This is a genomic window from Rhodopila sp., from assembly GCF_965277165.1.
Lineage (GTDB): Bacteria > Pseudomonadota > Alphaproteobacteria > Acetobacterales > Acetobacteraceae > Rhodopila.
The window spans coordinates 3,070,827-3,097,232 of sequence record NZ_CBDICE010000006.1 but is presented as its reverse complement, the minus strand read 5'-3'; the positions used below and the strand labels follow the sequence as shown (position 1 = coordinate 3,097,232).

The 26,406-nt window shown below is 65.2% G+C and carries 23 protein-coding genes; 7 read left to right on the top strand and 16 right to left on the bottom strand.

All coding sequences use genetic code 11. The features are described 5' to 3' along the window. Positions 1-46: 46 nt before the first annotated feature. The 4 genes from ACQY4Y_RS26330 to ACQY4Y_RS26315 all read left to right on the top strand — a co-directional run bounded on the left by ACQY4Y_RS26330 (position 47) and on the right by ACQY4Y_RS26315 (position 4,383). Positions 47-811 carry a competence/damage-inducible protein A gene (locus ACQY4Y_RS26330; RefSeq protein WP_428493518.1) on the top strand — a complete coding sequence of 255 codons (765 nt, stop codon included), beginning with the start codon at positions 47-49 and terminating at the stop codon, positions 809-811. A 168-nt stretch (positions 812-979) separates the two neighbouring features. After that, on the top strand, positions 980-2,302 hold the full coding sequence (locus ACQY4Y_RS26325; RefSeq protein WP_428493517.1) for a replication-associated recombination protein A: 1,323 nt from the start codon (positions 980-982) through the stop codon (positions 2,300-2,302). Between the two features lie 323 nt (positions 2,303-2,625). After that, on the top strand, positions 2,626-3,774 hold the full coding sequence (locus ACQY4Y_RS26320; RefSeq protein WP_428493516.1) for an HD domain-containing phosphohydrolase: 1,149 nt from the start codon (positions 2,626-2,628) through the stop codon (positions 3,772-3,774). Positions 3,775-3,891: 117 nt separating this feature from the next. Further along, positions 3,892-4,383: a flavodoxin family protein gene (locus tag ACQY4Y_RS26315; RefSeq protein WP_428493515.1), complete on the top strand. Its 492-nt coding sequence runs from the start codon at positions 3,892-3,894 to the stop codon at positions 4,381-4,383. 127 nt (positions 4,384-4,510) lie between these two features. Here ACQY4Y_RS26315 and ACQY4Y_RS26310 read toward each other — a convergent pair whose 3' ends face one another. From ACQY4Y_RS26310 to ACQY4Y_RS26275, 8 genes are all read right to left on the bottom strand, one after another. Next, positions 4,511-6,040 carry an amidase gene (locus tag ACQY4Y_RS26310; RefSeq protein ID WP_428493514.1) on the bottom strand — a complete coding sequence of 510 codons (1,530 nt, stop codon included), beginning with the start codon at positions 6,038-6,040 and terminating at the stop codon, positions 4,511-4,513. 34 nt (positions 6,041-6,074) lie between these two features. Further along, positions 6,075-6,779, bottom strand: coding sequence for an ABC transporter ATP-binding protein (locus ACQY4Y_RS26305; RefSeq protein ID WP_428493513.1), 705 nt, complete (start codon positions 6,777-6,779; stop codon positions 6,075-6,077). After that, positions 6,776-7,498, bottom strand: coding sequence for an ATP-binding cassette domain-containing protein (locus ACQY4Y_RS26300; RefSeq protein ID WP_428493512.1), 723 nt, complete (start codon positions 7,496-7,498; stop codon positions 6,776-6,778). Before ACQY4Y_RS26300 ends, ACQY4Y_RS26305 begins: the two co-directional genes overlap by 4 nt. Further along, complete coding sequence (locus ACQY4Y_RS26295; RefSeq protein WP_428493511.1) at positions 7,495-8,535, bottom strand: ABC transporter permease subunit; 1,041 nt, start codon at positions 8,533-8,535, stop codon at positions 7,495-7,497. The genes ACQY4Y_RS26300 and ACQY4Y_RS26295 overlap by 4 nt, the downstream gene beginning before the upstream one ends. After that, the gene (locus ACQY4Y_RS26290; protein ID WP_428493510.1) at positions 8,532-9,398 is read right to left on the bottom strand and encodes a branched-chain amino acid ABC transporter permease; all 867 of its coding nucleotides are present in this window, start codon (positions 9,396-9,398) and stop codon (positions 8,532-8,534) included. Before ACQY4Y_RS26290 ends, ACQY4Y_RS26295 begins: the two co-directional genes overlap by 4 nt. A 10-nt stretch (positions 9,399-9,408) precedes the next feature. Continuing rightward, a complete protein-coding gene (locus ACQY4Y_RS26285; protein ID WP_428493509.1) occupies positions 9,409-10,650 on the bottom strand; it encodes an ABC transporter substrate-binding protein in 1,242 nt (413 codons plus the stop codon). Between the two features lie 353 nt (positions 10,651-11,003). After that, on the bottom strand, positions 11,004-11,822 hold the full coding sequence (locus ACQY4Y_RS26280) for a hypothetical protein (protein WP_428493508.1): 819 nt from the start codon (positions 11,820-11,822) through the stop codon (positions 11,004-11,006). A 120-nt stretch (positions 11,823-11,942) separates the two neighbouring features. After that, positions 11,943-12,995, bottom strand: a complete 1,053-nt coding sequence (locus ACQY4Y_RS26275; RefSeq protein ID WP_428493507.1) for an LLM class flavin-dependent oxidoreductase — start codon at positions 12,993-12,995, stop codon at positions 11,943-11,945. 155 nt (positions 12,996-13,150) lie between these two features. Between ACQY4Y_RS26275 and ACQY4Y_RS26270 the strand changes: the two genes are divergently transcribed. Both ACQY4Y_RS26270 and ACQY4Y_RS26265 read left to right on the top strand, forming a co-directional pair. Further along, positions 13,151-13,759 (top strand): histidine phosphatase family protein, encoded by a 609-nt coding sequence (locus tag ACQY4Y_RS26270; protein ID WP_428493506.1) that lies wholly within the window; start codon positions 13,151-13,153, stop codon positions 13,757-13,759. Positions 13,760-13,793: 34 nt separating this feature from the next. Then, on the top strand, positions 13,794-14,855 hold the full coding sequence (locus ACQY4Y_RS26265) for an aldose epimerase family protein (protein ID WP_428493505.1): 1,062 nt from the start codon (positions 13,794-13,796) through the stop codon (positions 14,853-14,855). An 18-nt stretch (positions 14,856-14,873) separates the two neighbouring features. Here the strand turns inward: ACQY4Y_RS26265 and ACQY4Y_RS26260 are convergent, their stop codons facing one another. Beyond that, positions 14,874-16,010: a trypsin-like peptidase domain-containing protein gene (locus ACQY4Y_RS26260; RefSeq protein WP_428493504.1), complete on the bottom strand. Its 1,137-nt coding sequence runs from the start codon at positions 16,008-16,010 to the stop codon at positions 14,874-14,876. An 88-nt stretch (positions 16,011-16,098) separates the two neighbouring features. Between ACQY4Y_RS26260 and ACQY4Y_RS26255 the strand changes: the two genes are divergently transcribed. Next, on the top strand, positions 16,099-16,362 hold the full coding sequence (locus tag ACQY4Y_RS26255) for a hypothetical protein (protein WP_428493502.1): 264 nt from the start codon (positions 16,099-16,101) through the stop codon (positions 16,360-16,362). Between the two features lie 74 nt (positions 16,363-16,436). Here ACQY4Y_RS26255 and ACQY4Y_RS26250 read toward each other — a convergent pair whose 3' ends face one another. The 7 genes from ACQY4Y_RS26250 to ACQY4Y_RS26220 form a co-directional block, all read right to left on the bottom strand. Continuing rightward, on the bottom strand, positions 16,437-16,760 hold the full coding sequence (locus tag ACQY4Y_RS26250) for a hypothetical protein (protein ID WP_428493501.1): 324 nt from the start codon (positions 16,758-16,760) through the stop codon (positions 16,437-16,439). A gap of 375 nt (positions 16,761-17,135) precedes the next feature. After that, a complete protein-coding gene (locus ACQY4Y_RS26245) occupies positions 17,136-20,384 on the bottom strand; it encodes an error-prone DNA polymerase (protein ID WP_428493500.1) in 3,249 nt (1,082 codons plus the stop codon). Between the two features lie 5 nt (positions 20,385-20,389). Further along, positions 20,390-21,784 (bottom strand): Y-family DNA polymerase, encoded by a 1,395-nt coding sequence (locus ACQY4Y_RS26240; RefSeq protein WP_428493499.1) that lies wholly within the window; start codon positions 21,782-21,784, stop codon positions 20,390-20,392. A gap of 202 nt (positions 21,785-21,986) precedes the next feature. Further along, the gene (locus ACQY4Y_RS26235) at positions 21,987-22,610 is read right to left on the bottom strand and encodes an ImuA family protein (protein WP_428493498.1); all 624 of its coding nucleotides are present in this window, start codon (positions 22,608-22,610) and stop codon (positions 21,987-21,989) included. 575 nt (positions 22,611-23,185) lie between these two features. After that, on the bottom strand, positions 23,186-23,818 hold the full coding sequence (locus ACQY4Y_RS26230; protein ID WP_428493497.1) for a hypothetical protein: 633 nt from the start codon (positions 23,816-23,818) through the stop codon (positions 23,186-23,188). Between the two features lie 60 nt (positions 23,819-23,878). Further along, positions 23,879-25,258 carry an MFS transporter gene (locus tag ACQY4Y_RS26225; RefSeq protein ID WP_428493496.1) on the bottom strand — a complete coding sequence of 460 codons (1,380 nt, stop codon included), beginning with the start codon at positions 25,256-25,258 and terminating at the stop codon, positions 23,879-23,881. A gap of 53 nt (positions 25,259-25,311) precedes the next feature. Beyond that, positions 25,312-26,379, bottom strand: coding sequence for an extracellular catalytic domain type 1 short-chain-length polyhydroxyalkanoate depolymerase (locus ACQY4Y_RS26220; protein WP_428493495.1), 1,068 nt, complete (start codon positions 26,377-26,379; stop codon positions 25,312-25,314). Between the last annotated feature and the right edge of the window lie 27 nt (positions 26,380-26,406).

Here is a 26,406-nt window from a genome sequence, read left to right as displayed (position 1 = left end):
GCCACGACCGGGCGAGCCATGCGATCATGCCCTGGGGAACCCGACCATGCCTGCGAAAAACCCAACCGCCTGCCTGCTGGTGATCGGCAACGAAGTGCTGTCCGGCCGTACCCGGGATGCCAACATCCAGTTCCTGGCAACCGGTCTCGGCACCCTTGGCATCCCCTTGCGCGAGGTCCGGGTGATCCCCGACGTGCCGGAAACCATCATCGCCAGCGTCAACGAGGTGCGGTGCAAGTTCGACTACGTGTTCACCACCGGCGGCATTGGCCCGACCCATGACGACATCACCAGCGAGTGCGTCGCCGCCGCCTTCGCCGTGCCGTGGGAGCCGCATCCGGTCGCCTGGCCCCGAATGCAGGCCAGCTACAAGCCGGGTGACTTCAACGTCGCCCGCCAACGCATGGCGACCATGCCGCGCGGCGCCGCGCTGATCGAGAATTCCATCAGCGTCGCCCCCGGCTTCCAAATGGAAAATGTCTACGTGATGGCCGGCGTGCCCCGCGTCATGCAGTCGATGTTCGAGTGGCTGGCGCCGCGGCTTCCCGGCGGCGCCAAGATCGAAATGCGCGCAGTCCACGTCATCGGCCTGCCCGAAGGCATCATCGCCGAGGGACTGGGCGCGGTCCAGCAACGTTATCCCGATCTGGATATCGGCAGTTACCCGTTCTACCGAGCCAGCGGCAACGGCGTCGCCCTGGTAGCGAAAGGCTCGGATTCCGCCGAGGCCGAAAAAGCCATCGCCGAGGTGACGCAGTTGATCATCGGCTTCGGTCGGGTCGCCATCCCGGGTGAGCCGCCCGAAGTGTAAGCCAAGCCCCGCCATCGCTCGAGCCCTGCCACCGCCCGCCCGCTTCGCCGGCGCCACCGAACCGCACCTGCCTGGCCGCCATTTCCGTCGGCATTGTCCCGCTTCACGGTTTTCCCTCTCGAGTGACCTGTCCTCGCCCGCTGCCCGCCTTCCCGCTATGCTGCCATCGTGGCAGACCCCGATGACCTGTTCGGCGCCCCCGACCCCGCCGCGCCGCCGCAACCCGACACCAACCGCCCGCTCGCGGACCGGCTGCGTCCCGCCACGCTGTCCGACATCGTTGGCCAGGACCACCTGCTGGGGCCCGACGGCAGCATCGCCCGCATGCTGCAACGAGGCTCGCTCGCCTCGCTGATCCTGTGGGGGCCACCCGGTGTCGGCAAGACCACCATCGCCCGGCTGCTCGCCGCCGGCGCCGGCCTGGCCTTCGTCCAGCTCTCCGCCGTGTTCTCCGGCGTCGCCGACCTCAAGCGCACCTTCGATGACGCCACCAGGCGCCGGCGGACAGGGCAGGGCACGCTGCTGTTCGTGGACGAGATCCACCGCTTCAACCGCGCCCAGCAGGACGGCTTTCTCCCCGTGGTGGAAAACGGCACGGTGACCCTGATCGGCGCCACCACGGAAAACCCGTCCTTCGCCCTGAACGGTGCGCTGCTGTCGCGCTGCCAGGTGATGGTGCTGCGCCGGCTGGACGATGCCGCGCTGGAACGCCTGCTGGCCCGCGCCGAAGCCGAGATCGATCGTCCTCTGCCGCTGACCCAGGACGCCCGCGGAACCCTACGCGCCATGGCCGACGGCGACGGCCGCTACCTGCTGAACATGGCCGAGCAACTGATCGCCCTGCCGGAGCGGACCCAAGCGCTCGATACCGCCGCGCTGTCCGAAGTGCTGGCGCGCCGCGCCGCGCTCTACGACAAGGACCGCGAGGAGCACTACAACCTGATCTCGGCGCTGCATAAATCGCTGCGCGGCTCCGACCCCGACGCGGCACTTTACTGGTTCGCGCGCATGCTGAACGGCGGCGAGGACCCCCGCTACATCGCCCGCCGCCTGGTCCGCTTCGCCGCCGAGGACATCGGCATGGCCGATCCCGGCGCGCTGCCCCAGGCCCTGGCCGGATGGGAAACCTACGAACGGCTGGGCTCGCCCGAGGGCGAACTGGCGATCGCCCAGGTGGTCGTCTATCTCGGCACCGCCCCGAAATCGAACGCGGTCTACGCGGCGTTCGGCCAAGCCCGCGCCGCGGCGAAGAATACCGGCAGCCTGATGCCCCCGGCCCACATCCTGAACGCCCCGACCAAGCTGATGAAGCAGTTGGGCTACGGTGCCGGCTACGAATACGACCACGGTGCCGAGGACGCTTTCTCCGGGCAGAACTACTTTCCCGACGGGATGGATCGGGTCGCCTTCTACCAGCCGAAGGACCGGGGCTTCGAACGCGAGATCGCCCGGCGGCTGGAGTATTGGGCGGAACTGCGGGCGAAGCGGTGAGGGCGCTCACCGGCGCTTATATGACAGGCAGCCAGGGGGGCGGCCAGCCGTCATCGTCTTCCGGATCATCGGATCTCAGCGGCCATTCCGCAAGGCTCATCAGGCTACCGTTAAGGGTTTATTAGCGTCCATGCCCCAAGTTGCATCCCGTGATCCGACGTGGATCTTCATGCCGTTCGGGATCAGGAAGACTTGCAACAGCACGCCAAAATCGCGGCGAACCGGTCGCTTCCGGTGGATCGCTTACATGCCGTCGCGCGGCCAAACGATGACCGGCGACCGCGGTCGATGCGGGGCCGTGCCCCGGCGGGGACAGTGTGCAGGTGAATACGACGGATGTTCCCAACTCGGAACTGTCAGGCAAGCCATACATCGCCATCGTCGCGGGCAACGCCAGACAGCGATCGATATTGGCCCGCTGCCTCACCTCGTTCTATCAGTTCGCGGAGTATTCCGATGTCGCGCAGGCGACTGCCGGCTGCCGGGCGCACATGCCGCTGCTGGCGCTCGTCAGCGAGCAGTTGCCACCGGGCGGTGGGTTCGATCTGGTCCGCAGGTTCCGTCTCGACCCCGGCCTGGCGTCGATCCCCATCGTGATACTGGCCGGCAAGGACGACAAGGCAACCCGCGATGGCGCGCTGCAATGCGGTGCCGACAGCCTGCTGGTTGAGCCATTCTCCCGCAGTGCGCTGGTGATGACCGTATCGGGCCTGCTCAATCGTGGTGTCGAGCGCAAGTGGAAAACCTTGCGCCCGCTGCAGCGCAAGGCCTTGTCCGACACCTTGCTGTTGTTCAATGGAATCTCGAACGTCATCAGCGAAGGCAAACCGATCCCGTACCAGGGGGTTAGCGACGCTTGCCAGCCGCTTGTCGAAGCCGTCGCCAACGACGATTTCAGGGAGATGCTGGACGGCGTGAAGGACCACGACAACTACTCGTTTGCGCATTCAATGCGGGTTGCAACCTACCTCTCTTTGTTCGGCTGCAACCTGCGCCTGCCAAAGGAAGAGCAGATCTTGTTGGCCAGCGGCGGACTGCTGCACGATATCGGCAAGATGTCGATCCCGCACGAGGTGCTGAACAAGCCAGGCCGGCTCAATGAAGCCGAACGTCAGGTCATGGAGGGCCATGTTACCGCCTCGGTGGCCTACCTGGAGCGTTGCCCGGATCTGCCCAAGGGCATCATCACCATCGCCGCGCAACATCACGAAAAGGTCGATGGAACCGGCTATCCACTCGGCCTCGCAGGCAGCAAGTTGAACCGGCTGGCGCGTATTGCCTGCATCATCGACGTATTTACCGCGCTGACCGACCGACGCGTTTACAAGCCGCCGATCGAGGCCGAGGCAGCGCTCAAGTTCATGGTCGACGAAATGGACTCGCAACTGGACACAAAATTGCTCGGCCTGTTCCGCCAGATGCTGCTCGACGCCTCGGGCGCAATCCACCGACAGATCGCTCATTCCGCCTGAACAGGTGCGGTACTGGCGGCGCGGCGATGCGCTGCACCATCGGGCCCCTGCTTGACGATCTTCACCGGCACCGCGGCTTGAGCCTACCCTGGCGCTGCCCGGGTCCGGATGGTCGTCATGAAGACTCTGCTGATTGTGTTTCATTCGCTGACCGGGGGCACCCGGCAGATGGCTGAAGCAGCGGCGGCGAGCGCGGCGGACGAAACTGAGATCGAGTTGCGTCTGCTGACCGCGGCCGAGGCTCAGCCTGCCGATGTCCTGGCCGCCGACGGTTTCATCTTCGCGACGCCGGAGAATCTGGCCGCCATGGCCGGCCAAATGAAAGACTTCTTCGATCGCACCTACTATCCGGCACTGGACCGCATCAACGGCCGGCCCTACGCCGCGATGATCTGCGCCGGCAGCGACGGCGAGAACGCCGCTCGCCAGATCGCCCGGATCGCCACCGGCTGGCGCCTGCGCTCCGTCGCGGACACACTGATCGTCCGCACCAACGCGCAGACCCCCGAAACCATCCTGGCAACCAAGATCATTTCCCCGGCTGACCTGCGGCGCTGCCGAGACCTGGGCGCCGCACTGGCCGGCGGTCTGGCGGCCGGCATCTTCTGACCAGCGCCCAGCGGGTGGTCCGTGGCGGCTGCGTTGCCGGGGTCAGCCCACCGCGTCCAGCGCTCCGATCGCCGCTGTCGGCTCATATCAGGCGGTCGGTCGGCGACCCTCAGCCCGCCCGCAGATGTCATCCGCGGATCGACTTCCAGTCGACGCCACGCTCGAAGGCGGCGGCGGCGCGGTAGATCGTCATCTCATCCAGCATCCTGCCGACCAGCATCATCCCGACCGGCAGCCCGTCGACCATGCCGCAAGGGATGCTCATGGCCGGGTGGTGGGTGCAGTCGAACGGCGCGGTGTTGGGCAGGATCTCGAACGCGCGCTGAATGATTTCCGTAACCGGCGCATCGGCCGCCGGCAGCGGGGTCGCGGTCATCGGCAGCGTCGGCATCAGCAGCAGATCGTATTTCGCCAGGACATCGTCGTAGGCGCGGCGCAGCGTGCGCACCAGGTTCTGTGCCTTGGCGTAATAGCGCCCGCGGTGCCGCGTGGTCATCGAGTGTCCCAGCAGCATCGTGTTCTTCAACGTGTCGGACAACTCATCCGCCCGGCTGCGCCAGCCGGAATGGGCATCCAGCAGAGAAACGATATACTGCCCCTGCCAGTTGAAGCCGAAGCCGTTGCCGGCCATCATCTGCGCCGTCGCCCCCTCGGCCGCGATCGGCAGCCAGATCGCCGGGCCCAGCAGGTGCATTGGGATCGAAACGGTCTCGACGTTCGCCCCGAGGCCGCGCAACCGGTCCGCAGCCTCGCGCACCACGGCATCGGAGGTTTCCATGGATTGCCGGTGGCCGAATCCTTGTTCCACGACGCCGATGCGCACACCCTGCGCGCCGCGGCCAAGCGAATCGCGGTAGGCCACGATCGGGGCGCCATACTGACGCGGATCGAGCCCGTCCGGTCCGGCCAGCACCTCCAGCATCAAGGCGTTGTCCTCCACCGTCGCGGTCATCGGGCCGATGTGATCCAGCGTCAGCTCGATCGGCATGATGCCGGTATAAGGCACCAGCCCATGCGTCGGCTTCATGCCGTAAATGCCGCAGAACGAAGCCGGCATGCGGATCGATCCACCCTGGTCGCCGCCTAGCGCCATCGGAACCTCGCCGGCTGCGACCAGCGCCCCGCTGCCCGAGGACGAGCCGCCGGCCGAATAGCCGTGACGGTGCGGGTTATGCACCGGCCCGGTCGAGCTGGTGTGACTGCCGCCGGAGAAGCAGAAATATTCGCACACGCTCTTGCCGACGATGGTGCCGCCGGCGTCCAGGATGCGCTCCACCACGGTCGCATCGAGGTCCGGCACATAGCCCTCCAGCGTGGAGGCGCCGTTCGTCATGGGTACGCCGGCGACGCAGACATTGTCCTTCACCGCGACGGTCTTGCCCTTCAGCTTGCCGCTGGGTGCGCCCTCGATCCGGGTCTTGACGTACCAGGCGCCGTATCGGTTTTCCTCAGGCGTCGGGCGCTGCCCGGGCATCCGCGGGTAGCGCACCGGCGGCATGTCATCGGGCAGCCGGTCGACGATGTTGTATGCCGCGAAGCCGGGCTGCAGGCACTCCAGGTGTGCGGCCAGTTCGGCATCCCCCATGCTGAAGCCCAGCGACCGAGCGGTGTCGCGGAGCTGGTCGAGCGTGGGAATCTTGACAGTGTCCGTTGTCATTGCTGTTGCCTCCTTCTGTCAGGCCCATTTTCAGTCATGTCATGCCGACGAACTCGTCGATCATGCTGCGGTCGCGAGCGACCTCGGGCGGGATCTCCCGGGTGACCTCACCCTTCTGCAGGATCAGGATACGGTCGGCCAGTGCGGCGATAAAGTTCAGGTTCTGCTCCACCAGCACCATGGTGACCGGGCGGCGGCGGCGGATCGCCAGCAGGGTCTCGACGATTTCCTCGATGATCGACGGTTGGATGCCCTCGGTCGGCTCATCGAGCAGGATCAGCCGGGGATGGCCGCACAGGCAGCGGGCCAGCGCCAGCAACTGTTGCTCACCGCCTGACAAGGTACCGCCCAGGCGGTCAAGCAGTCGTGTTAGCCGGGGAAAGTCGCCCAGCACATCGTGGATGGTGCGCGCCTCATCCAGCCGCCGCAGGCTGCCCATGCGCAGGTTCTCGGCGACCGACAGCGTGGCGAAGATCTCCCGCCCCTGCGGGACGTAGCCAATGCCAAATCGCGCGCGGGCGGTGGGTGACAGGCGAGTGATATCGGCCGCGTCGAAGTGGATGGTGCCGTCAGTGACCGGCAGGTAGCCCATCAGCGTGCGCAGCAGCGTCGTTTTACCCATGCCGTTATGACCCAGGATGCCGACAATCTCGCCTTCGTTGACCGTAAGACTGACGCCGGCCAGGATCGGGATGCGGCCATAGCCGGCGCGCAGCCGTGACACCGCGAGAAGGGTCATGCCGCCTGCTTTCCCAGGTAGACGTCGCGCACCCGTTGGTCGGCGAGCACATGGCTGACATCGTCCTCGATCAGCACACGGCCCTGGTTGAACACCGTGACGGTGCGAGCGATCATGCGGATGAACTGCATGTCGTGCTCCACCACCACCAGGGCCTGGGTGCGGTTGATCTCGCGGATCAGTTCGGCGGTCCGCTCCACTTCGGCGTGGTTCATGCCGGCTGCCGGCTCGTCCAGCAGGATCAGGTCGGGCTGCTGCGCCAGCACGGTGGCGATTTCCACCCATTGCCGCTGTCCGTGTGCGAGCTGCCCGACCAGCCGGTCGGCGATCGGATCGAGCTGCAGCCGCGCCAGCGTCTCCGCCACGATCGAGCGGGCGCGGCTGGCGGACTTGCGACGGGCGGCACCGAGGAACACGTTTTCCCGCACCGACAGCCCATTGAACACGTTCGGCACCTGCGTCTTGATGCCGACACCCAGGCGGGCGATCGCGTGCGGGTTCGACCCGGTTATGGTCTTGCCACGAAACTGGATGGTGCCCTCGGTGGGCACGAGCTGGCCGGTCAGCATCTTGAAGAACGTGCTCTTGCCGGCGCCGTTGGGACCGATCAGGCAGCGCAGCTCGACCTCTTGCAGCGTCAGGTCGACGGACTGCACGGCGGTCACCCCGCCGAAACGCATGGTTGCGCCGCGCACCTCCAGCAGCGGGGGGCCGTTCATCGATGCAGGTCCGCAGTCTTGGGCACCGGGCGCGCGGCGGGTGACCGGGGTTGGCGCAGCATCGGCAGCAGCCGGTCGCGCAGCAGCGGCACGATGCCCTGCGGCACCAGCAGCACGAAGGCGACCAGGATGATGCCAAGGCCGAGGTTGGCGTCGACGAAGTGCTGCGCACCGGCCAGGTTGATCAGATACTGGATGCCGACCGCGCCCAGGATCGGGCCCAGCAGCGTGCCCAGCCCGCCGACCAGCACGAAGATGATGACTTGGGCCGACATGGTCAGGCTGAACACGGTCGGGCTGATGAAGCCGCCCCAGTTGGTGAACAGGCAGCCGGCCAGCCCGGCCACGCCGGCGGCGATCATGAAGGTCAGCAGCTTGTAGAGCCGCGGATCATAGCCGATCAGCATCGCCCGGGTCTCATTCTCCCGGATCGCCACGACGACCCGGCCGAAGCGGCTGGCCAGGATGGCGCGCAGCACGACGTAGACGCCGATCAGCGAGCCCATGGCGGCATACCAGGTCTGCACCGGATCGAGCTGGCTGGACGCATCGCCGGGCAGGTTCAGCGGCGGGACACCGGGGATGCCGTTAAAGCCGCCCAGCTCGGCTTGGCCGATGTGGTAGGCGTTGCCGGAGGTGGAGTTGATCAGCTCGAACAGGATGACCGAGACAGTCAGTGTAATCACACCGATATAGGCGTCGGTAATACGGCCGTAGAACATGAAATAGCCCAATAGGGCCGCGAACAGCATCGGCACCACGATCGATAGGATGACCGGCACTGTGCTGTCGCCCATGTTGATCACGGCGACCGCATAGGCGTAGCCGCCCAGGCCGAAGAAGGCAGCCTGGCCGAACGACATGATGCCGCCGTAGCCCCATAGGAACCCCTGGCTGAGCGCGAACATCGCCATCGCGACAAAGACGGTCATCTGCACGATGCCGAACAGGTCGAGGACTTGCGGCAGGCCGAACAACAGCAGCAGCCCGATGCTCAGCATGGCCAGGAAGCCGGCCCAGCCGGCGGCGATCCTCACAGGCTTCGCCGCAGGAAGCGGCCGGTGATGCCCTGCGGCAGCAGGCGGATCATCAGCACTGCGGCGGCCAGCAGGGCGACATCGCCGATCACCGGTGTGGTTTCAAACGATACCAGTGAGTTGATAGTGCCGAACAGGGCGGCGGCCAGTCCGGTGCCGGTGATGATCGCCGGGCCTCCGCCCAGCACGGTGATGAAGGCGCGCGCGATATAGGCCGCCCCCATGCCAGGCGAGATGCCGGACACCGGCGCCAGCACGCCGCCGGCCAGCCCCGCCAGGGCGGAGCCCAGGGCGAAGGTCGTCATGTAGATGGTGGAGGGCGAGACGCCGAGGGCCGCGGCCATGTTGGGGTTCTGCATGGTGGCGCGCAGGATCAGCCCGAACCGCGTGAGGCGCAGCAGCGCCAGCATGCCCAACAGCCCGGCCAGGGCCGCGGCGATGATCACCAGGCTGTATTGGCTCGCGCCGAAGCGACCGATCGCGAAGCCGCCCAACGGCACCGGCACCGCGCGGGTGTTGTTGCCGAAGATCGTCGTCATCAGTCCGATCAGGCCCAGGCTGGCGCCCCAGGTCGCCAGCATCGTGTCGATGATGCGGCCATACAGGAAGCGGATCAGCGTTCGTTCCAGGACCAGGCCGACGATCCCGACCAGCAGTGGCGACAGCACCAGCATGGCGATCCAGATGTTTACGCCGGCGCCGACCGCCACGACGGACGTATAGGCACCCAGCATCATGAACTCGCCATGCGCCAGGTTGATCACGCGCATCATGCCGTAGATGACGCCCAGGCCCAAGGTGATCAGCACCAGCGTGGCGATGCCCGAGACGACGTTGAATCCGAGCAGCCCGATCAGGTCCACGCGTGCCCTCCTAGATGGTTGGCTCGAACTGCTTGTCGGTGCGCGGGTTTTTCACCAGGTCGCAGCGACCCCCGGTGTCCGCGGGATACTGCTCCGGATAAGTCGCCATGATGTCCCAGCGGCGATTCTTCGGCTGCGCCAGATAGGCGTTGCGGATGGTGTGGTGCGTCTTCGGGTCCATCGTCACCTTGCCGGACGGACCGTTGATAGTGATCCCGGATTCGAGCGCGGCGATGACCTTCTGCTGCGCGACCGAGCCGGCCTTCTTGACGCCTTCGGCCCAGATCATGATGCCTTCGTAGGTCGCCGAATCGAGCTCGCCCAGGTCGGTGACGCCGGCCCCGTATTTGGTCTGCATGCCCTTGACGAAGGCTTCGCTCGCCGGGGTGCCGAGGTCGTTGTACCAGCCGTAGCAGGTGACGATGCCGTCGGTGGTGGCGGGCTCCATGCTGGTCAGCTCGTCGCTGAGACCGAACACCGTCGAGGCCATCGGGATCTTCGGCTTCATGCCGGCCGCCGCCCATTGCCGGTAGAACCCGTTATGATTGGCCCCGACCAGCGCCGACAGCAGGAAAGTCGGCGCGGCCTGCTGGATGCGGCTGATGGCGGAGGAAAAATCGGTGACGTCGAGCGGGAAGAAGTCAGTCCGCGCGACGCTGCCGCCGCCGTCGCGGACGAACTTGGTCATCCACTTCGCGGTGATCTGCCCGTAATTGTAATCGGCGGCGATGATATAGGCCTTCTTGCCCCAGTTCTTCACCGCGTAGGCGACGACGTGGTCCACGGTCTGCGCCGGTGTCGTGCCGGTGCAAAAGACGTTGCGATCACAGACACCGCCCTCGTATTGCGTGTTGTAGAAATACAGTGTCTTGAACCGATCCAGCGTCGGACGGATCGCCTCGCGCGACGCCGAGGTGATGCCGCCCTGCACCACGTCGACCCGGTCCTTCAGCACGAGTTGCTGCGCGTACTGCGAATAGAGCTGCATGCTGGACTGGGTATCGTAGTTGATCAGCTTGATCTGGCGTCCCAGCAGGCCGCCCCTGGCGTTCAGCACGCCGACAGCGTACTCGGTCGTCTGGATCATGCGCGCACCGCTGATGCCGATCGGACCGGACGCGTCCAGCAGGCTGCCTAGCTTGATCGGCGGTTCCGCCAGACCGTTCCGAGATACGAACGGCATTGTCAGGGCGGCGGCGGAGAGTGACCCCAGGGCGAGCGCCGAGCGGCGGGTTATGGCACGACGCGTCATCTAACGACTCCGTAATGTGTAGCGGGCGGCGCTTCCGGCCAAACGTCTCGGTCCGCCGGGCTTGCAAGCGCGGTGCCAGGGATGATTAATTTTCTCTGACCGCGATCGATCCAGTTTGCAGCCGCCTACTCTGTTTCGCGGGATAAGCCGAAGCGGCCAGCGCCGGCGTCTGGCTGGTTGCAACGATCGGCCGGATCGCCCGCGCCCGTATGCTCAGCAAAACGTCAGACGCATGCTCGGCTTGCCCAAACCGCGCCCCACGCGTTCGTTAGGCTAAATCGCGGCAGGTCGTCGACTGCATCGCCTGGCGTTCCCCACTGATCAGCGTGTTCGGCTGCCGGCGTTGGGTCCAATTAGTGCGACAGCCAACGCTGACCAGTCGGTCGAACCGTAGCGGAGGAAAATGTTTCCCAGCCGCGCTCGCGCGGGTCGGTCGTGATCAGGATATCGACCAATTTGTCCGGCACTTCGACCTGGCCGGGCGGCAATTTATCCAACGTTCCGATCCGGTCCGTCTGGGCGATAACGATACCGCCGCTTTTTTGCGCCGCCCGCGCCAGGGTCATGGAATCCCGGGTCATTGCGATCGCCGCGGTGCCCTCCATGAACGCCACCCCGATCACCGCAACGTCGATCGGGAAGGCATGGTACAGTAGCGCCTCGTCGCCGGCGGGCCGGACCAGGCGCACCAGTTGTTCCCGCGTGCGCGGATTGAGCCGCCCGCCGCCGTTACGCGGATCGGTAAAGGTGCCCAGACCGCTGCGGCTGAGGTGGCCAGGCAGGCCCGCGGCGATATCGCGAAACAGCCGGTTAATGACGCCGACCGGAAGGCTGTACGCCTCGATCCGGTTGGCCGCCGCCAGCGCCTGCAAGCCGGGCACCGGATGCCATTGACCGCCAACCACGCGGCGCACCAGACCGGCATGGGCCAGAATGTTGAGGCCGTGGGTGCGCCCGTCCCGTTTAGGCGTCGCATAGACCAGGGTGAGCCCGCGGGGCTGGCCGCGGGCCGCGAACGACCCAGCCATTGCCGACGCCAGGCTGTCGCTGAGCCAACCGACCGCGATGGTGGCCCCGGCGCGGATCGAACCGGCCGCGTCCGCCGGCAAGGCGGTCTTCCAGTGTCGAAGGGCGCGGATGTCCGACCCCGGCTGAGCAGGCAGTGAAAACATTGGCGACGGGGTCTCCCCGGAGACAGACCGGTATGCAGGCGAACCGGTATTAGCACGAGATGATAACGATTACGCTGATGAATACAGTTGACAACTCTGGGAGAGGCAAGATTTTGATGCTCAATCACGCAGATGTGGCATCACCTCGCTGCACATCAGCCGCAGCGAGGTCACCACCCGGTCATGCTGGATGCGCATGCCACAGTTCATCTCCGCCAGGATGCCGGACAGGCCAAGCGTCTGCTTCAGCGCCGCCAGCCGATCAGTCACCATGGCCGGCGTGCCGACCACGATCTTGCTCCTGAGCGCTTCCTCGTAATCGATGGTCATCAGCCGCTGACCGCGTTCGGCGCGGTTTTCGATCGCCCGCGCGCCTTCCTGCGTGGCCGAGGCTTCGATCCGCTCGCCGAGGTATTTGTAGAAGAACATGATGCTTTCGTGCGGCTCCTCGCGCGCCTGTCGTTCGGTCGGGGCAATATAGACCGGGACGCGAAGATAGACTTTGCCGTCGCCCGGATGGCCGGCGGCCGACCATGCCTCGCGATAGACCCGCAGGTTGGGCACCAGTTCGTTCAGGTCGCCGAGGCGAGTGGCGACGAAGATCGGCATGCCGGCCTCGCCGCTCTGCTGAAAGGTGTCGGGGCTGTTAACCGCGATCCGCAGTTCGGGATACGGCGCCTGGTATGGCTTCGGCACCAGACAGATATCGTCGAAATGATAGAACTGACCGTGAAACGAGAACGTCTCCTGCGTCCAGGCGCGCCGCAGGATTTCCAGCACTTCGGCAAAACGTTCGCGGCTTTCCGCATAGGAGATGCCATAAGCCTGATAAGTGCGTGGAAAGCCGCTTCGACCGATGCCGAAGATCAGCCTGCCGTGGCTGATATGGTCGACAGTGGTGGCTTCCTCGGCGATGCGCAGCGGGTGGCAAAGCGGCAGCACCTGCACCGCGATACCGATCCGCATGCGCTTGGTGCGCATGGCGATGGCGCTGGCGATGTTGAGCGGGGCGGCGAGCACCGAGCGTTCTGGCGCATTGTGCAGTTCGGCGAGCCACATGACGTCCAGGCCGGCAGCCTCGGCTTCGTCGACCTGCTGAAATGCCTCGCTGAAGGCGTCGGTTTCAGACTGCCCGGGGCGACGCTGAAATTCGTGAAACATGCCGAATTCCATGGCTCGTAATCTCCCTGTTCGGGGCCAGCGTCGGCCGGTTCCGCGCATCCTGCAAGAGGCGAAGCGGCGTTGGCCCGCTTGCCGAGGCGTTTGCCGTGCTTATAGGCTAACCGGCACGACAGAATTTGGATCGACATGTTGATCGCGCGCGTGCCGTGACCTGGGTCTATTTCATCACCCATCCGGAGATCACGATCGAGCCGGCTGTTCCGGTCACCCAGTGGAACCTCTCACCGTATGGACGGGAGCGGATGCGCAAGGTGCTGGGTCAGCCCTGGATGCGGGACATCGGCTCGGTGTGGTGCAGCGACGAACGCAAGGCGATTGAAGCGGCGTGGATAATCGGTGACGCGGTCGGCATCGCGCCCCGCCAGTCGCGCGGCTTGGGCGAGAACGACCGATCAGCCACCGGCTACCTGCCCAAAGCCGAATTTGAGGCGACCGCCGACGCGTTTTTCTCCCACCCAAACCGCAGTGTCCGCGGTTGGGAGACAGCCGCCGATGCCCAGGCTCGGATCGTCGCCGCGGTCAGCACGGTGCTCAAACAAACCGCCGAGGATCGCGACATAGCCGTGATATCGCACGGCGGCGTCGGCACACTGCTGCTGTGTCAGCTCAAGAGCCGCCCGATCAACCGATCCGAAGACCAGCCGGGGGGCGGCGGTGGAAACTATTTCAGTTTCGCCCTACCGGCGCGATCGCTCTGCCACGGTTGGCAACCGATCGACGAAATAGCGCGGGCGCGTGATTCGTCCAGGGCGTGATAGGATGAAGCCGAGCCGCGGAGCAGATAAACCAATGACAACACCTCTGGCGTCCGAACCGTTCGGCCAACTGCCCGACCGCGGGCCGGCCACGCTGTTTACCCTTCAGAACGCCGATTTACGCGTGCGGATCACCGACTATGGCGGCCGCATGGTCAGCATCGAGGCGCCGGATCGCGACGGACACCGCGGCCATGTCCTGCTGGGTTTCGCCGATGTCGCTGCCTATCACCAATACGGCGGCTCGTTCGGCACCCTGCTCGGACGTTATGCCAACCGCATTGCCGGGGCCGCGATCAAACTGGATGGCCACACCTACCCTTTATCGAAGAACAGCGGCGGCGACATGCTGCATGGCGGGGCAGCTGGCTTCAACCGGGTGGTCTGGTCGGTGCTGACAGCAGAAGCCGAACTGGTCCCGACGCTGGTGCTGACCCATGTCAGTCCCGACGGCGATCAAGGCTTTCCCGGGGAGCTGACTGCGCGGGCGGTCTATCAACTCGAAGCCGATACGCTGACGCTGACGCTGGAGGCACGCACGACGAAGCCGACCGTCATCAACCTGAGCGCGCATCCATATTTCAATTTGGCCGGCACCAACTCCGGTGACGTGCTCGGACACGAACTCAGCATCGCCGCCGATGGCTTTCTGCCGACCGACGCGGCACAAATCCCGACCGGGGAAATCCGCCCGGTCGCCGGCACGCCGTTCGATTTCCGCCTTCCGGTGCAAGTGGGCAGCCGGATCAGGCAGCCCGATCCTCAATTGTTTCACGGCCTCGGCTACGATCATTGCTTCGCCTTGCGAACCCAAAGCCCGGGCATCCTGAAATCAGCGCTGCGAGTACGCGATCCGTTGACCGGCCGGGTGCTGGAGATCGACACCGATCAACCGGGCGTGCAGGTCTATACCGGCAACAAACTCACCGGTGCCTTCGCCGGACATGAAGGAATGGTCTATCGCCAGTCGGCGGGCCTGGCGCTTGAGGCCCAGGATTTCCCCGACGCTCCGCACCATCCCAACTTTCCGTCCACCCTTCTTCGACCGGGCGACATCTACCTGCGGACCATCCGCTATCGGTTCACCATAGGGTAGGACTGCCCACCACCCGCGCTAATCAGGCTGATCGGGAACCTCCAGCGGCATCCACGACAATGTCTTGTCGTGACGCACCAACACGGCGGCGTAATGATGCCGTTTCTCGGATTGCTCCTTCAACAGCCGCATCGCCTGGGCGGGCTCGGACACCGGCTTCTGCTGCACCTCCATAATGACGTCGCCTTTATGGATGCCGCTATTCGCGGCGGTGCCCATCGGGTCGATCGCGGCGACCGTCACGACCGAGGCGCCCTTATCGCCAGGAGCCGACGCCAGTTGCAGACCCAGTTTGCGGCCGGCCGGGTCGTGTAGCACCACCGGCTTGGATTCCGGCCACTCATGGATCTTTACATGCACGGTTTCGTTGACGCCATCCTGGCAGATCTCCAGTGCGGCGTCGCTGCCGATCGCCGCCGCCGCCGCCTTCCGCGCCAAGTCGCGAGGGTCCGTTACCGTTTCCCCGTTGAACGACAGGATGATGTCGCCGGGCTTGATCTTACCATGCATCATCTTGCCGCCATCATCGTGAACCGAGGTCACCAGCGCGCCCTGCAGATCCGGGGCATTCAGCGCCTGCTTCAGCATCCAGGTCACCTGCTGCGTATAGATCGGCAGCATTCCCGCGTCGATTTCGCCGGTTTTCATCAGCCGCTCGAACACGAAATGCAGATCGTTCGACGGAATCGCAAATCCCAGTCCAACCGACCCGGTGCCAGGCGCAAATATCACGCTGTTCATGCCGATCACTTCGCCCTTGGTGTTGAACAGCGGGCCGCCCGAGTTGCCGTGATTGATCGCGGCGTCGGTCTGCAGATAATCGTCGAACGGGCTCTCCATGATGTCGCGGTTGACGGCACTGATGATGCCGGCGGTAACACTGTTGTCAAATCCGAACGGACTGCCGATCGCGATCACTGTGTCGCCGACTCGCACTTTGTCGCTGTCGCCGAACGGCACATACGGCAGGCTATGCGGCGCCTTGATCCGGATCAACGCCATGTCCGCCTTGCCCGGCATGCCAACGACCGAAGCCTTGTAACGCTCCCCGCCCGAGGTCTCGACGAACAAAGCGACGGCATCCTCGACCACATGTTTGTTGGTGGCGATGAAGCCGCTGGGTTCGATGATGAATCCCGAACCGGTGGAGGTCACCTGATCCGAGTTGGTCTTATCCGTGCTCGGCGCCTCCGCGACCTGGGGCCCAGGCTTGACGACTTCGGGTTTCGCGATGCGAACAGTGATGATCCGAACCACCGCGGGCGAGACCTTTGCCACCACGGCGGCGATCGGATCACTGCCTGTGGTGGCCGTGGCCGCAGCAACAATGCCAGCCGAGTCAGCGCGAGCGACACCAGGGCCGAACGCACTGCTGAACGCCATCAACATCAAGACGATGGAAGCTGCAAGCGAGCGCCGCGCCGGTCTCATGATCGAGAATTCCATGTCAGGCGCTGCACTGCGCCATCTAAGATCCGCCGTCACTCAGTGGTTGATTACGCGGTGATGGATTGCGCAGGCTATAAATAGGACCATCAGCCCGGGCCCTTGGTATGGACCCGGACTGAAAATGCGACAGTGTTATTGCTGCTTTGCCACGCCCATCGGGGTCTGACCGTGTGACAGGGTGCTCTGAGTCTGCTGCTTGTAAGCGCCGCTGGCGGGCCCGACCATGGTCGGGCTGTTGCCGTCCTGGGTCTTCTGCTTGTAGGCGCCGCTGGCGGGTCCGACCATGGTCGGGCTGTTGCCGTCCTGGGTCTTCTGCTTGTAGGCGCCGCTGGCGGGTCCGACCGTGGTCGGGCTGTTGCCGTCCTGGGTCTTCTGCTTGGTTGCTTGGGCGAAGGCCGGGGCGGCGATCAGCAAGCCGGCGCCGATAGCCAACGCGGAAAGACTTAAGGTTTTCATAGCATTCTCCTGAGGATGCAAGGGAAGTCGCGAGACAAGGAAAGTCGCGTCGGATGCCATTTCCTGCGCATCTGCAGGCAACATATACATTTTCGGCCATTTATCAATCAGACCCGCGCCATGTGATTTTCGGATGGACGTCATGCGGCCGGGGTATGCTTCGGCTTCGACTTGCTCAAGCGCGGCGAAGACCCAGGACACCGGTTTAGCACGTCGCAATACACACTTGATAAGGCCACATAATCTTGGGATGACGTTGCGTTTGCCCAGGCCTGGAGAGGCGGCTTTTTCGATGACAAGGACTGCGCTCTGGATAAATTGACTTTAATTTTTTATCCCTGGTCTTGACACTTTTGCACGCTTCGAACGGCATATTCAGCGGAAATCCCGCGTCGGTACCTTGATCCCCTTGCCTCCGGAAATCCGCAGGTCTGGCACGTAGATGTCGCGGCTGCCGACAATTTTTCTGTCGCGTGAATCCGGCGTGCTGTTGCGCCGGGCTTCGTCGCCGCGCCCCACCGGCAGGGGAAACGCCTCATCGCGTTCGCCCACCCCTCGCAACAGTCCGGACAGATCGGTCAGACGTTCGGTGACCACGTGAATGACATCGCCCTCGCGCTGCAGCTTGCCGCGACAGGCGATCATGCTGGCCGACAGCACCAGACGGCGTTGCGCCTCGAACACCGACGGCCAAAGGATCAGGTTGGCGTGGCCGGTCTCGTCCTCAATGGTGACGAACAGCACGCCTCGCGCGCTGCCCGGCCGCTGCCGCACCAGGATGATACCGGCAACCTCCACCCGTTTGCCGTCGCGGATCGTCGCCAGATCGGCGCAACGGACGATGCGCCGCGCCGCCAGATCGGGGCGCAGAAAACTGACCGGATGGCGGCGCAGACTAAGACCGGTGCTGCGGTAATCCTCCACCACCTGGCGTCCCGCCGTCATCGCCGCCAGGGTTACCGCCGGTTCGGCGCCCGAAGTTACCGTTATGCTATCGAATAATGGCAGCCTGGTGTCGGAAAGACCGCGGATCGCCCATAGCGCCTGGCGTCGATCGAGCCCCAGCGCCTGGAACGCATCCGCCTCCGCAAGCCTCTCCAGCGCCGCGACCGGTACTCTCAGACGGCGCCAGATGTCCTCGATCGAGCGATACCCGTCCCCGCGATGCCCGATCATTTCGTCCGCATGGGTTGCGGCAAGCCCCTTCACCATCCGCAGGCCGAGCCTCACGGCGTGGTATGTCCCGCTTGCCGTGGCGGTGTCTCGGGTTTCCCCAGAGGGTTCCAGTGTGCAGTCCCACATCGATCGATTGACCGAGACCGGCCGCACCTCCACGCCATGCAGTCGCGCATCCCGCACGATCTGCGCCGTGGCATAGAACCCCATCGGCTGCGCATTCAGCAGCGCGCAGCAGAAAACATCCGGGTGGTGGCACTTCATCCAGGCCGAGGCATAGGCGATCAGCGCGAAACTCGCCGCGTGGCTTTCCGGGAATCCGTAACTGCCGAAACCCTCGATCTGGGAGAACGTCCTGTCGGCGAAATCCTCGGAGTAGCCACGCTCGACCATCCCGGTGATCAGTTTCTGTTTGAAATGCGAGACGCCACCGGTGAACTTGAATGTCGCCATGCTGCGCCGCAGCGCATCGGCTTCACTGGGCGTGAAGCCGGCACAGACGATCGCCACCTGCATCGCCTGTTCCTGGAACAGCGGCACACCCAGGGTTTTTTCCAGCACCCGGCGCAGTTCCGGGGTGGGGTAATCCACCTGCTCCAGCCCATCGCGGCGGCGTAGATACGGATGCACCATGTCGCCCTGGATCGGCCCCGGCCGCACGATCGCCACCTGAATAACGATATCATAAAACCTGCGTGGCTTCAGCCGCGGCAGCATCGACATCTGTGCTCTGGACTCGATCTGGAAAGTACCCAGCGTGTCGGCCTTGCGGATCATGGCGTAGGTCGCGGGGTCTTCCGCCGGGATCGTCGCCATGTTCAGCCGTTGGCGTTTATGGTCCGACAAAAGATCGAACGCGCGCCGCATGCAGCCCAGCATGCCGAGGCCCAGCACGTCGACCTTCATGAAACGCAGCGCGTCGATGTCGTCCTTGTCCCACTCGATCACCTGACGGTTGACCATGCTGGCCGGTTCGATCGGCACCAGGTCATCCAAACGATCCTCTGTCAGAACAAAACCGCCGGGATGCTGCGACATGTGCCTGGGAAATCCGATCAGTTCCCGAGCCAGATCCAGGGTCAGACGCAGGCGACGGTCCGCCAGGTTGAAATTCAGCGCCGCGGCGTGTTCTTCGGCCACGCCTTCCTCGCTCCAGCTCCAGACCTGGGACGCCAGCGCGCCGGTCACGTCCTCGGTCAGCCCCAGCGCCTTGCCGACATCGCGCACCGCGCCGCGGCCGCGATAGCGGATGATCGTTGCGCACAACGCCGAACGGTGGCGGCCATAGGTGTCATAGATCCATTGGATCACTTCCTCGCGCCGCTCATGCTCGAAATCCACGTCGATATCGGGCGGCTCCCGGCGTTCGGCACTGACGAAGCGTTCGAACAGCAGGTCACTGCGGGTCGGGTCGATCGAGGTGATGCCCAGCACGAAACACACCGCCGAATTGGCCGCGGACCCACGCCCCTGACACAGGATGTCCTGCGAGCGGGCAAACCGGACAATACTGTCCACCGTCAGAAAATACGGTGCGTATCCCAGCCCGTCGATCAGGTCGAGCTCATGGCGAAGCTGATTGCGGATCTTGTCGGGCAGCCCGTCCGTGTACCGCGCCGCCGCACCTTCCCAGGTGCGCTGCTCCAGGGTCTGCTGCGCCGTCAGGCCGGCGATGTGGACCTCATGCGGATACTGATAACACAGCTCGTCAAGGCTGAAACGGCAGCGTTGCGCAATCTGCTGGGTGCGGGCGACCGCGTCGGGATGGTGAGTAAACAGTCGAACCATTTCTTCCGGCGACTGAAGCTGCCGCACCACGGACCATTCCCGGCGATGCCCCAGTTCATCGATGCTGCAGCCCTCGCGGATACAGCTCAGCACATCCTGCAGGATGCGTCGCCCGGCGGCATGATACAGCACGTCGTTGGTGGCGACGGTGGGGACGCCCAGCGACCCGGCGACATCGGCGATGGTTCGCAGCCGCACTGCGTCGTTCGGCCGGTGCATCAAGGTCAGGGCCACATAGGCCCGATCGCCGAAGCCGGCCTTCAGCCGACGGATGTTGGCCTCGGTCGGGTCGCTGCAAAGGATCGCGATCAACCCCTCGGCTGCTGCCGCCAGATCAGCACAGTACAGTTCGCACTTGCCCTTGCCGGCCCGTCCCTTGCCGACCGACAGCAGTCGGGTCAGCCGGGAATACGCCGCCCGATCGGTCGGATACACCAGCACCGAAATCCCATCGGCCAAATCCAGCCGGCATCCGACAATCAGTCTGATCCCGGCCTCGCGCGCCCGCTGGTGCGCCCGCACGATGCCGGCGAGCGAATTGCGGTCGGTGACGGCGAGCGACTTCATGCCCAGCACGCTGGCGCGGCCGATTAGTTCCTCGATATGCGAGGCGCCACGCAAAAAGCTGTAATTCGTCGTCACCTGAAGCTCGGTGTACATTCGCCCTAGAAAACCCCGTGCAGGAACCAGCGCATGTCACCGCTATCCGCCTCGCTGCCATCGCCGCGCCGGAACAGCCAGAAGCGCCGCCCGTCCTCATCCTCGACCCGGAAATAATCCCGCACCGAGGCCCATTCGCGTTCGCGCTTCCACCATTCTCCGGCGATCCGTTCCGGGCCATCGGCGTGGCGCACGCGATGGCGCACCCGCCGCCAGGTGAAGGCGACCGGCGGGTGATCCGGCAGCAGCGCCATCGCCTCCACCGGCTGTGGCGGGTGCAACAGCCGCACCGGCCTGGGCAGGTCCACCGGCCAGCCGCCGTCGATCCGCGACAGCGCCGGCACCCGGCGCACCGATCGTTCCGGCACGTCGCTCTGCACCGCGGCGACGCGGTAGACGCGCGTCTGCCCCAGGCGGTTGGCCAGCCGATCCACCAGGGGCGCAAGGTCGGGGGTCGCTTCTCCGACCAACGACGATGCGGTTTGCACGAAATCCAAGGCATCGGCGGCGGCAACCACCAGCCGCATCGCCTCCACCCCCAATCCGGGATCGATCCGTTCCAGCCGCTCATTCAGCATCCGTCCGAGATGACCCGCATCGCGGACGGCACGAGCCGTGCCGATGCGGATCGCCCGCATCGATCCATCCACCCGTTCGAACAGCAGGTCCAACCGGCGCGCCCCCAGACCCGCCCGTTCCAGATCACCGCAGACCATGTCGAGCAGCCGCGCGATGACGGATGAAAAAGCTTCCGCCGTGAGCAGCGGCTCGACAAATCCCAGCCTGGCCTGGATCAACGCGGGCGGCACGACCGGCAGGATCGGCTCGAACACTCGCCCCGCCGCCTGGTCCAGCCTCGATGCCAGCATCGTCCCGAAGCGTCGGACCAGAGGAGCCCGGGCGGCGGCGGCCAAGGCGCCAACCCGCTCGAACCCCATCAGCCGCAGATCGGCCAGCACATCGGACGGCAACCGTAGTGCCTCGATCGGCAGCTTTGCCATGACATCCGCGCCCGGGGGCACCACGCCGCCACCGCCAAACCTGGCGACGGCGTGCGCCACGGCGGGGGTATCGGCAACGGCGGCATGGGCGGCCCAACCCTGGTCGCGGAACCGGTGCAACACATTGCGCAGCAGCCGGGTTTCTCCGCCATGCAGATGCGTGCTGCCGGTGACGTCGATCCACACCCCGTCCGGCGGATCGGCGGCGGTCAGCGGTGCATAGCGCAGGCACTCCGCCGCCAGTCGCTGCAATTCCGCCGCATCACCCGCCGGATTGGCGTCATACACCGAGAGTCCCGGCCCCAGGGCCTGCGCCTGGGCCAACTTCATCCCCACACGCAGTCCGAGCCCCGCCGCGACCGCATCCACCGCTGTCACAACCCGGCTTGTTGCGATCACCAGAGGAAGGCCAGGGCTCCGCCCTGGACCCGCAAAGGGGGCGTGCCCCCTTTGATCCCGTTGATTCAAGGGGGTTGGGTGAGAGGGGGGCAACACGGGGGAGGCAACCGTCTCGGTCGCCCCCCTTTCACCCAACCCCCTTAAGTCCTGGTTCCAAGGGCCACTGCCCTTGGCTGGGTTCGGGGCAGCGCCCCGACCTTGCTTAGGCTGCCCGAGACGATCGGTCGGAAAGCTCGGAAACCAGACCGAGACGACCCGTCGCATCGCAAGCCTCCACTATCCAGGACCCCGGTTCACCGCCGCGGCATCGTGTCAAATCCAGCCGCCAGCGGGCGCGTCCCAAGCCCGGCGTATCCGGGGCGTGGGGCAGGGCGGGTGGCGAGGCCAACGCGGTGATCCGCCAACTCGTGACAGCGGCGCTCGGTTGGGTCAGCACCGGATCGTCGAAACTGGGACTGCGACGGATCAGGATGGCCAGGATGCCGGCCTGCTCGGCGGCCAGTTGCAGCCGGCGCGAGGCGACCAGGGTCAGCCGCCCGGTGTGTTCGGCCACCACGGCGGCGAGACCGCGATGGCGCAGGCCTTCCTCCATCACCGCCAGCACGGTCTTGCCGGCTTCGGCGAACACCACCCGGTCCGGCTGCAGCCCGGCACCGGCAAGCCCGGGGGCGAACAGGTCGGCCTGGCGCAGCACCCACAGGATGGGACCATCGAGCCGCGCCAGGATGCCGGCGGCGAACAAGCTGGCGGCGGCGGCGTGTTCGGTATCGGGCCCGGCCGAAGCGGCATCATGCAGCGCGCCCAGGCGAATGCCGCCGGTGGGCAATATTTTATCGATCGCCTCGATGCCCAGGGGAAGCGACCGTTCCGCTAGCCCGCGGACATGACGACGCTCGATCCGCGCGATCCGCTGCCGCAGCAGGCTGATCGCCGGTGACGCCGGACGCGGCGGCGAAACTTCAGCGGGCGAAACCTCAGCAGGCGAAACTCCCGCAACAGCCTGTGGTTTGACGGTCGATTCAGTTGGTCGCTTTGGTCTGGCGGGAATTTCGAAGTTTGAGAACATAAAAAGAACATAACTCGCCGACCCCCGCGAGTCGAGTCGCATCTTATCGTCAGCCACCTCCGATTCTGACCGCTGCGCCGCGCGCCGCGCCAGCCCTTTGGTGGGTCAAGCAAAAGCCTTTGGAGCGCCATCGTCTGAGGATGAACCAACCTCAGACGTGAGTCGCCCTCTTTAACCGAAGAGAAATAGAGCCGCATCGCCTCAACCTGAAGCGATGCGGCTCTGAGAGCCCCCGTACCGTCAGCGCCCGGACTTTGTCTCAAGCCAAGCTTATTCAGTGATTACCCGACAAGTCGCCGCCGATGAGCCCCTAGGTCATCACAGCCACCGCGAGACTACCCGCCGCGAACATAACGCCGCGACAGGATCCGCAAATGATCGCGGAAATGCGGCCGCAGCCGTTCCGTCCAAGGCGTCGCGGCCGCGTTCTTCCAGTCCGCGCCGGTGCTCACCTCGGGCGTGGCCAGGTGATACAGCGCCAGATAGCGGTGGGTGCCCTTCGGATCGCGAAACCGCCGCGCCGACATCACGCCAGGGACGGCGGCCAGGGCAGGGATGTGCTCGTGGTCATACCATTCGTTGAATTCGGCCTCGTGTTCGGGGACCACGTTCATCGCATTCACCAGCAGACCGCCAGCCCGGGCCGGACTGTCGGCGTTGCCGGGCAAGGTCTGCTCACCGTCGAAGCGGATCAGCCGGGTACACATCGGGCCAACCCGTTTCGACCACGGCGACAGGTTGTCATGGGCAATGGCCAGGTATGGCCCACTCGATAGCACAGCCAGGCTTTCAAGGTCGTAGTTGGCAACCGCCTGTTTCGGATTGGCGACGCTGATCCAGCGCTCGCATAACCCGAAGCCTGGCACGCGCTGACGTTCCGGCAGGTGCTCCAGGTCGTACCAGTCGTGAAACTCATCCTGATGCGTATTGCTGAAATCGAACGCCACCAGAAGGATACCCTTGGCCATCGCTATGCCTCCTCAGTTGGTTGGACGCTTGCCGCGCCAAAGCCCGACGCGATCCTCTGCTCAGGTCGCGATCTGATCCAGTTCCCGTCCGGCATGATCCGGCGTGAACCACCATACCCCCAGCGCCATGCAGGCCATCGCCGCCGGGATCAGCAGGAACGCCGCGGCGAACGACCCGGTGCGTTGCTGCAGCCAGACCGCAAGGAACGGCCACAGCACGAAGCCGAACAGCCAGGCGATCGACCAGGAGAACCCGTTGCCGATGCCACGAATACGGGTTGGATAGACCTCCGCGGTCAGGATCATGCTGGGTCCCCAGAAACCCAGGAACCCGATACTCCACAGCAGCCCGTAGATCCACAATTCGGTATTCGTCTTGGCGAATACCCAAAGGGTGATAAACGCCGCCCCCTCCGCCAGCATCACGTAGAACGCGGGGCGTCGCCCGAAGCGGTCGGAAATCCAGCCCGAGACGAGCAGGCCGAGGAACCCCACCAGCCCCCACCAGATGTAGAACTGCCCATACATCGCGGTGGACCAGTGCCGCTCTTGCGCCAGATACAGCGGCATCCAGCCGCCGACGGTGCCGTAGATCGTGGTCGAGCAACAGGCGATGAAGGTTGCCACCCCGGTACTGTGCCGCATGTCCGGCAGAAACAGTTGCCGTAATGGGATCCGTTTCGCTTTGCTGACCCATTCCCGGTCGTCGGCCGACAATGTCACGCCGCTTGCCTCGGCTCGGGCGATGCGGGCCTTGCGATCCTGCGTGCGCACCCAGTATGGCGACTCCGGGCACTTCGCCCGCACATAGACCGCGATCAGCGACACCACCGCGGGCACCGCAAACGCGGCGCGCCAGCCGAAATCGGCGATGATGTAGGTGGCGATCGCGCCCGCCAGGGAGGCGCCGAAGCACCACGTGCCTCGGCTGATGCCGATGACCCGTCCGCGCAGCCGCGCCGGCCAGGTCTCCGCCACCAGCATCGATCCCAGCGACCACTCGCCGTTCAGCGCGAAATTCACCACGCAGCGGACCGCGACGAACGCGGCCCAGGTGGTGCAGATCGCCAGCACCGGCATCATCAGCGAGAACAGCGCGATGTTGATCGCCAGCAGCGACCGGCGTCCATAGCGATCCGCCAACCACGGCCAGACGAACATGCCGGCGATGCCGACCAGCAGCGCGATCTGCAACCCCGAGCGGTACTCAGGGATGGTGAGTGAGAAATCCCTGATCAGCAACGGGGAGGCCAGCGCGAAGATCACCCCGTCCATGCCGTCGAAGCCCCAGCCCAGGCCGTTGGCGACGGCGATGTGGATATGCGTGGGCGTGATCCTGGTCTGCTCCGAGGCGGCACGGAATGCCGCCGACTCGCGATATCGTTCCTCAAGTGAACCAGACTCGGGCGTGAGGATGTCGGCGCCTGCGACGGCACTCATGGTCTTGATGCTCCGTTTCTTCCCTGCCTAGCAGTAGGCCCGCGGAAGTTGGATCAGTCCAGACCCTGACTATGTCGGCCGAAACTTGCCGCACCGGATGATGGACCCGGGATGGGGTTCCGCCCGCCGCGATCATGTTCCAGTCCGAAGAACCGGGTGATCTCGGCGGTGGCATCGACCGGGGCCTGGGCCATGAACCGCCCCGGCACCGCCACCCGTGACCCGACCGGATAGGCATGCGGCAGATGCGTCAGCGACCACAGTTCCACCGCCGATTGCCGGCGATCCCGCCACACCTGATGGATCAGCCCGCCGCCCGACTGTTCGATGACCGCCGGCGTGGCCAGGTGATGCAACGCGCACCATTGCGACGCCAGCAGCGCGCCGTTCTCCGGTGCCACCGTCATATCGGCCTGTCCTTGCCACACCGACAGCCTCGGCCAGGGGCCGGCAAAGCCACGCGGCGCGGCGGCCCGCACCTGCGCGGCCAATGCCTCCGGCGTCCGCGGCCGGCCGGCCGAGGCCATGCGCAGGATCGCCTGTATGCCGGAGTGGGCGGCCCCGACCGGCAAACCGGCGACCGAGGCGCCGGCGGCAAACAGATCGGGATAGGCCGCCAGCAGGGCGGCGGCCATGGCACCGCCCGCCGACAGCCCAACGACGAAAATCCGCCCCGGATCGCTGTCGAACCGGCTGATCCCGGCGCGGATCATCTCGGCGATGGAACCGGCCTCACCGGCGTCACGCGCCGTGTCGGCCGGTTGGAACCACTGGAAACAGCGTCCGGCGTTGTTGGCCTCGGCCTGCTGCGGCAGGATCAGCGGAAACCCCAGCCTGTCGGCGCAATCGGTCCATCCGGAGTCATATGCGAACGCGGCCGAGTCCTGGCCGCAGCCATGCAGCAGCACGACCAGCGGACGCCCGGCCGCCAGGGCAGGCAGATAGGCGCGCATCCGCAGCCGCGCGGGGTTGTCGCCAAAACCATTGAATTCCGCCAACCGGCCGCTCTGCGCCAACGGCTCCGACCGCGGCATCGTGACAGCGTGCAGTTTCGCCTTGGTGAGACCCGTTGCCAGGCTGATTCCGCGGCGAAGCGCGCCTACTTTGGAAGACCATTTCATTCCGCCGGCAGCCTTTTCACAGTTCCT

Excerpts from the sequence above, each read along its gene's own strand:
- ACQY4Y_RS26245 (WP_428493500.1), bottom strand. The coding sequence starts at position 20,384 with ATGTACACCGAGCTTCAGGTGACGACGAATTACAGCTTTTTGCGTGGC.
- ACQY4Y_RS26315 (WP_428493515.1), top strand. The coding sequence starts at position 3,892 with ATGAAGACTCTGCTGATTGTGTTTCATTCGCTGACCGGGGGCACCCGG.
- ACQY4Y_RS26280 (WP_428493508.1), bottom strand. The coding sequence starts at position 11,822 with ATGTTTTCACTGCCTGCTCAGCCGGGGTCGGACATCCGCGCCCTTCGA.
- ACQY4Y_RS26275 (WP_428493507.1), bottom strand. The coding sequence starts at position 12,995 with ATGGAATTCGGCATGTTTCACGAATTTCAGCGTCGCCCCGGGCAGTCT.
- ACQY4Y_RS26305 (WP_428493513.1), bottom strand. The coding sequence starts at position 6,779 with ATGACCCTTCTCGCGGTGTCACGGCTGCGCGCCGGCTATGGCCGCATC.
- ACQY4Y_RS26285 (WP_428493509.1), bottom strand. The coding sequence starts at position 10,650 with ATGACGCGTCGTGCCATAACCCGCCGCTCGGCGCTCGCCCTGGGGTCA.
- ACQY4Y_RS26330 (WP_428493518.1), top strand. The coding sequence starts at position 47 with ATGCCTGCGAAAAACCCAACCGCCTGCCTGCTGGTGATCGGCAACGAA.
- ACQY4Y_RS26225 (WP_428493496.1), bottom strand. The coding sequence starts at position 25,258 with ATGAGTGCCGTCGCAGGCGCCGACATCCTCACGCCCGAGTCTGGTTCA.
- ACQY4Y_RS26250 (WP_428493501.1), bottom strand. The coding sequence starts at position 16,760 with ATGAAAACCTTAAGTCTTTCCGCGTTGGCTATCGGCGCCGGCTTGCTG.
- ACQY4Y_RS26230 (WP_428493497.1), bottom strand. The coding sequence starts at position 23,818 with ATGGCCAAGGGTATCCTTCTGGTGGCGTTCGATTTCAGCAATACGCAT.
- ACQY4Y_RS26300 (WP_428493512.1), bottom strand. The coding sequence starts at position 7,498 with ATGAACGGCCCCCCGCTGCTGGAGGTGCGCGGCGCAACCATGCGTTTC.
- ACQY4Y_RS26220 (WP_428493495.1), bottom strand. The coding sequence starts at position 26,379 with ATGAAATGGTCTTCCAAAGTAGGCGCGCTTCGCCGCGGAATCAGCCTG.
- ACQY4Y_RS26265 (WP_428493505.1), top strand. The coding sequence starts at position 13,794 with ATGACAACACCTCTGGCGTCCGAACCGTTCGGCCAACTGCCCGACCGC.
- ACQY4Y_RS26255 (WP_428493502.1), top strand. The coding sequence starts at position 16,099 with ATGATCCGAACCACCGCGGGCGAGACCTTTGCCACCACGGCGGCGATC.
- ACQY4Y_RS26310 (WP_428493514.1), bottom strand. The coding sequence starts at position 6,040 with ATGACAACGGACACTGTCAAGATTCCCACGCTCGACCAGCTCCGCGAC.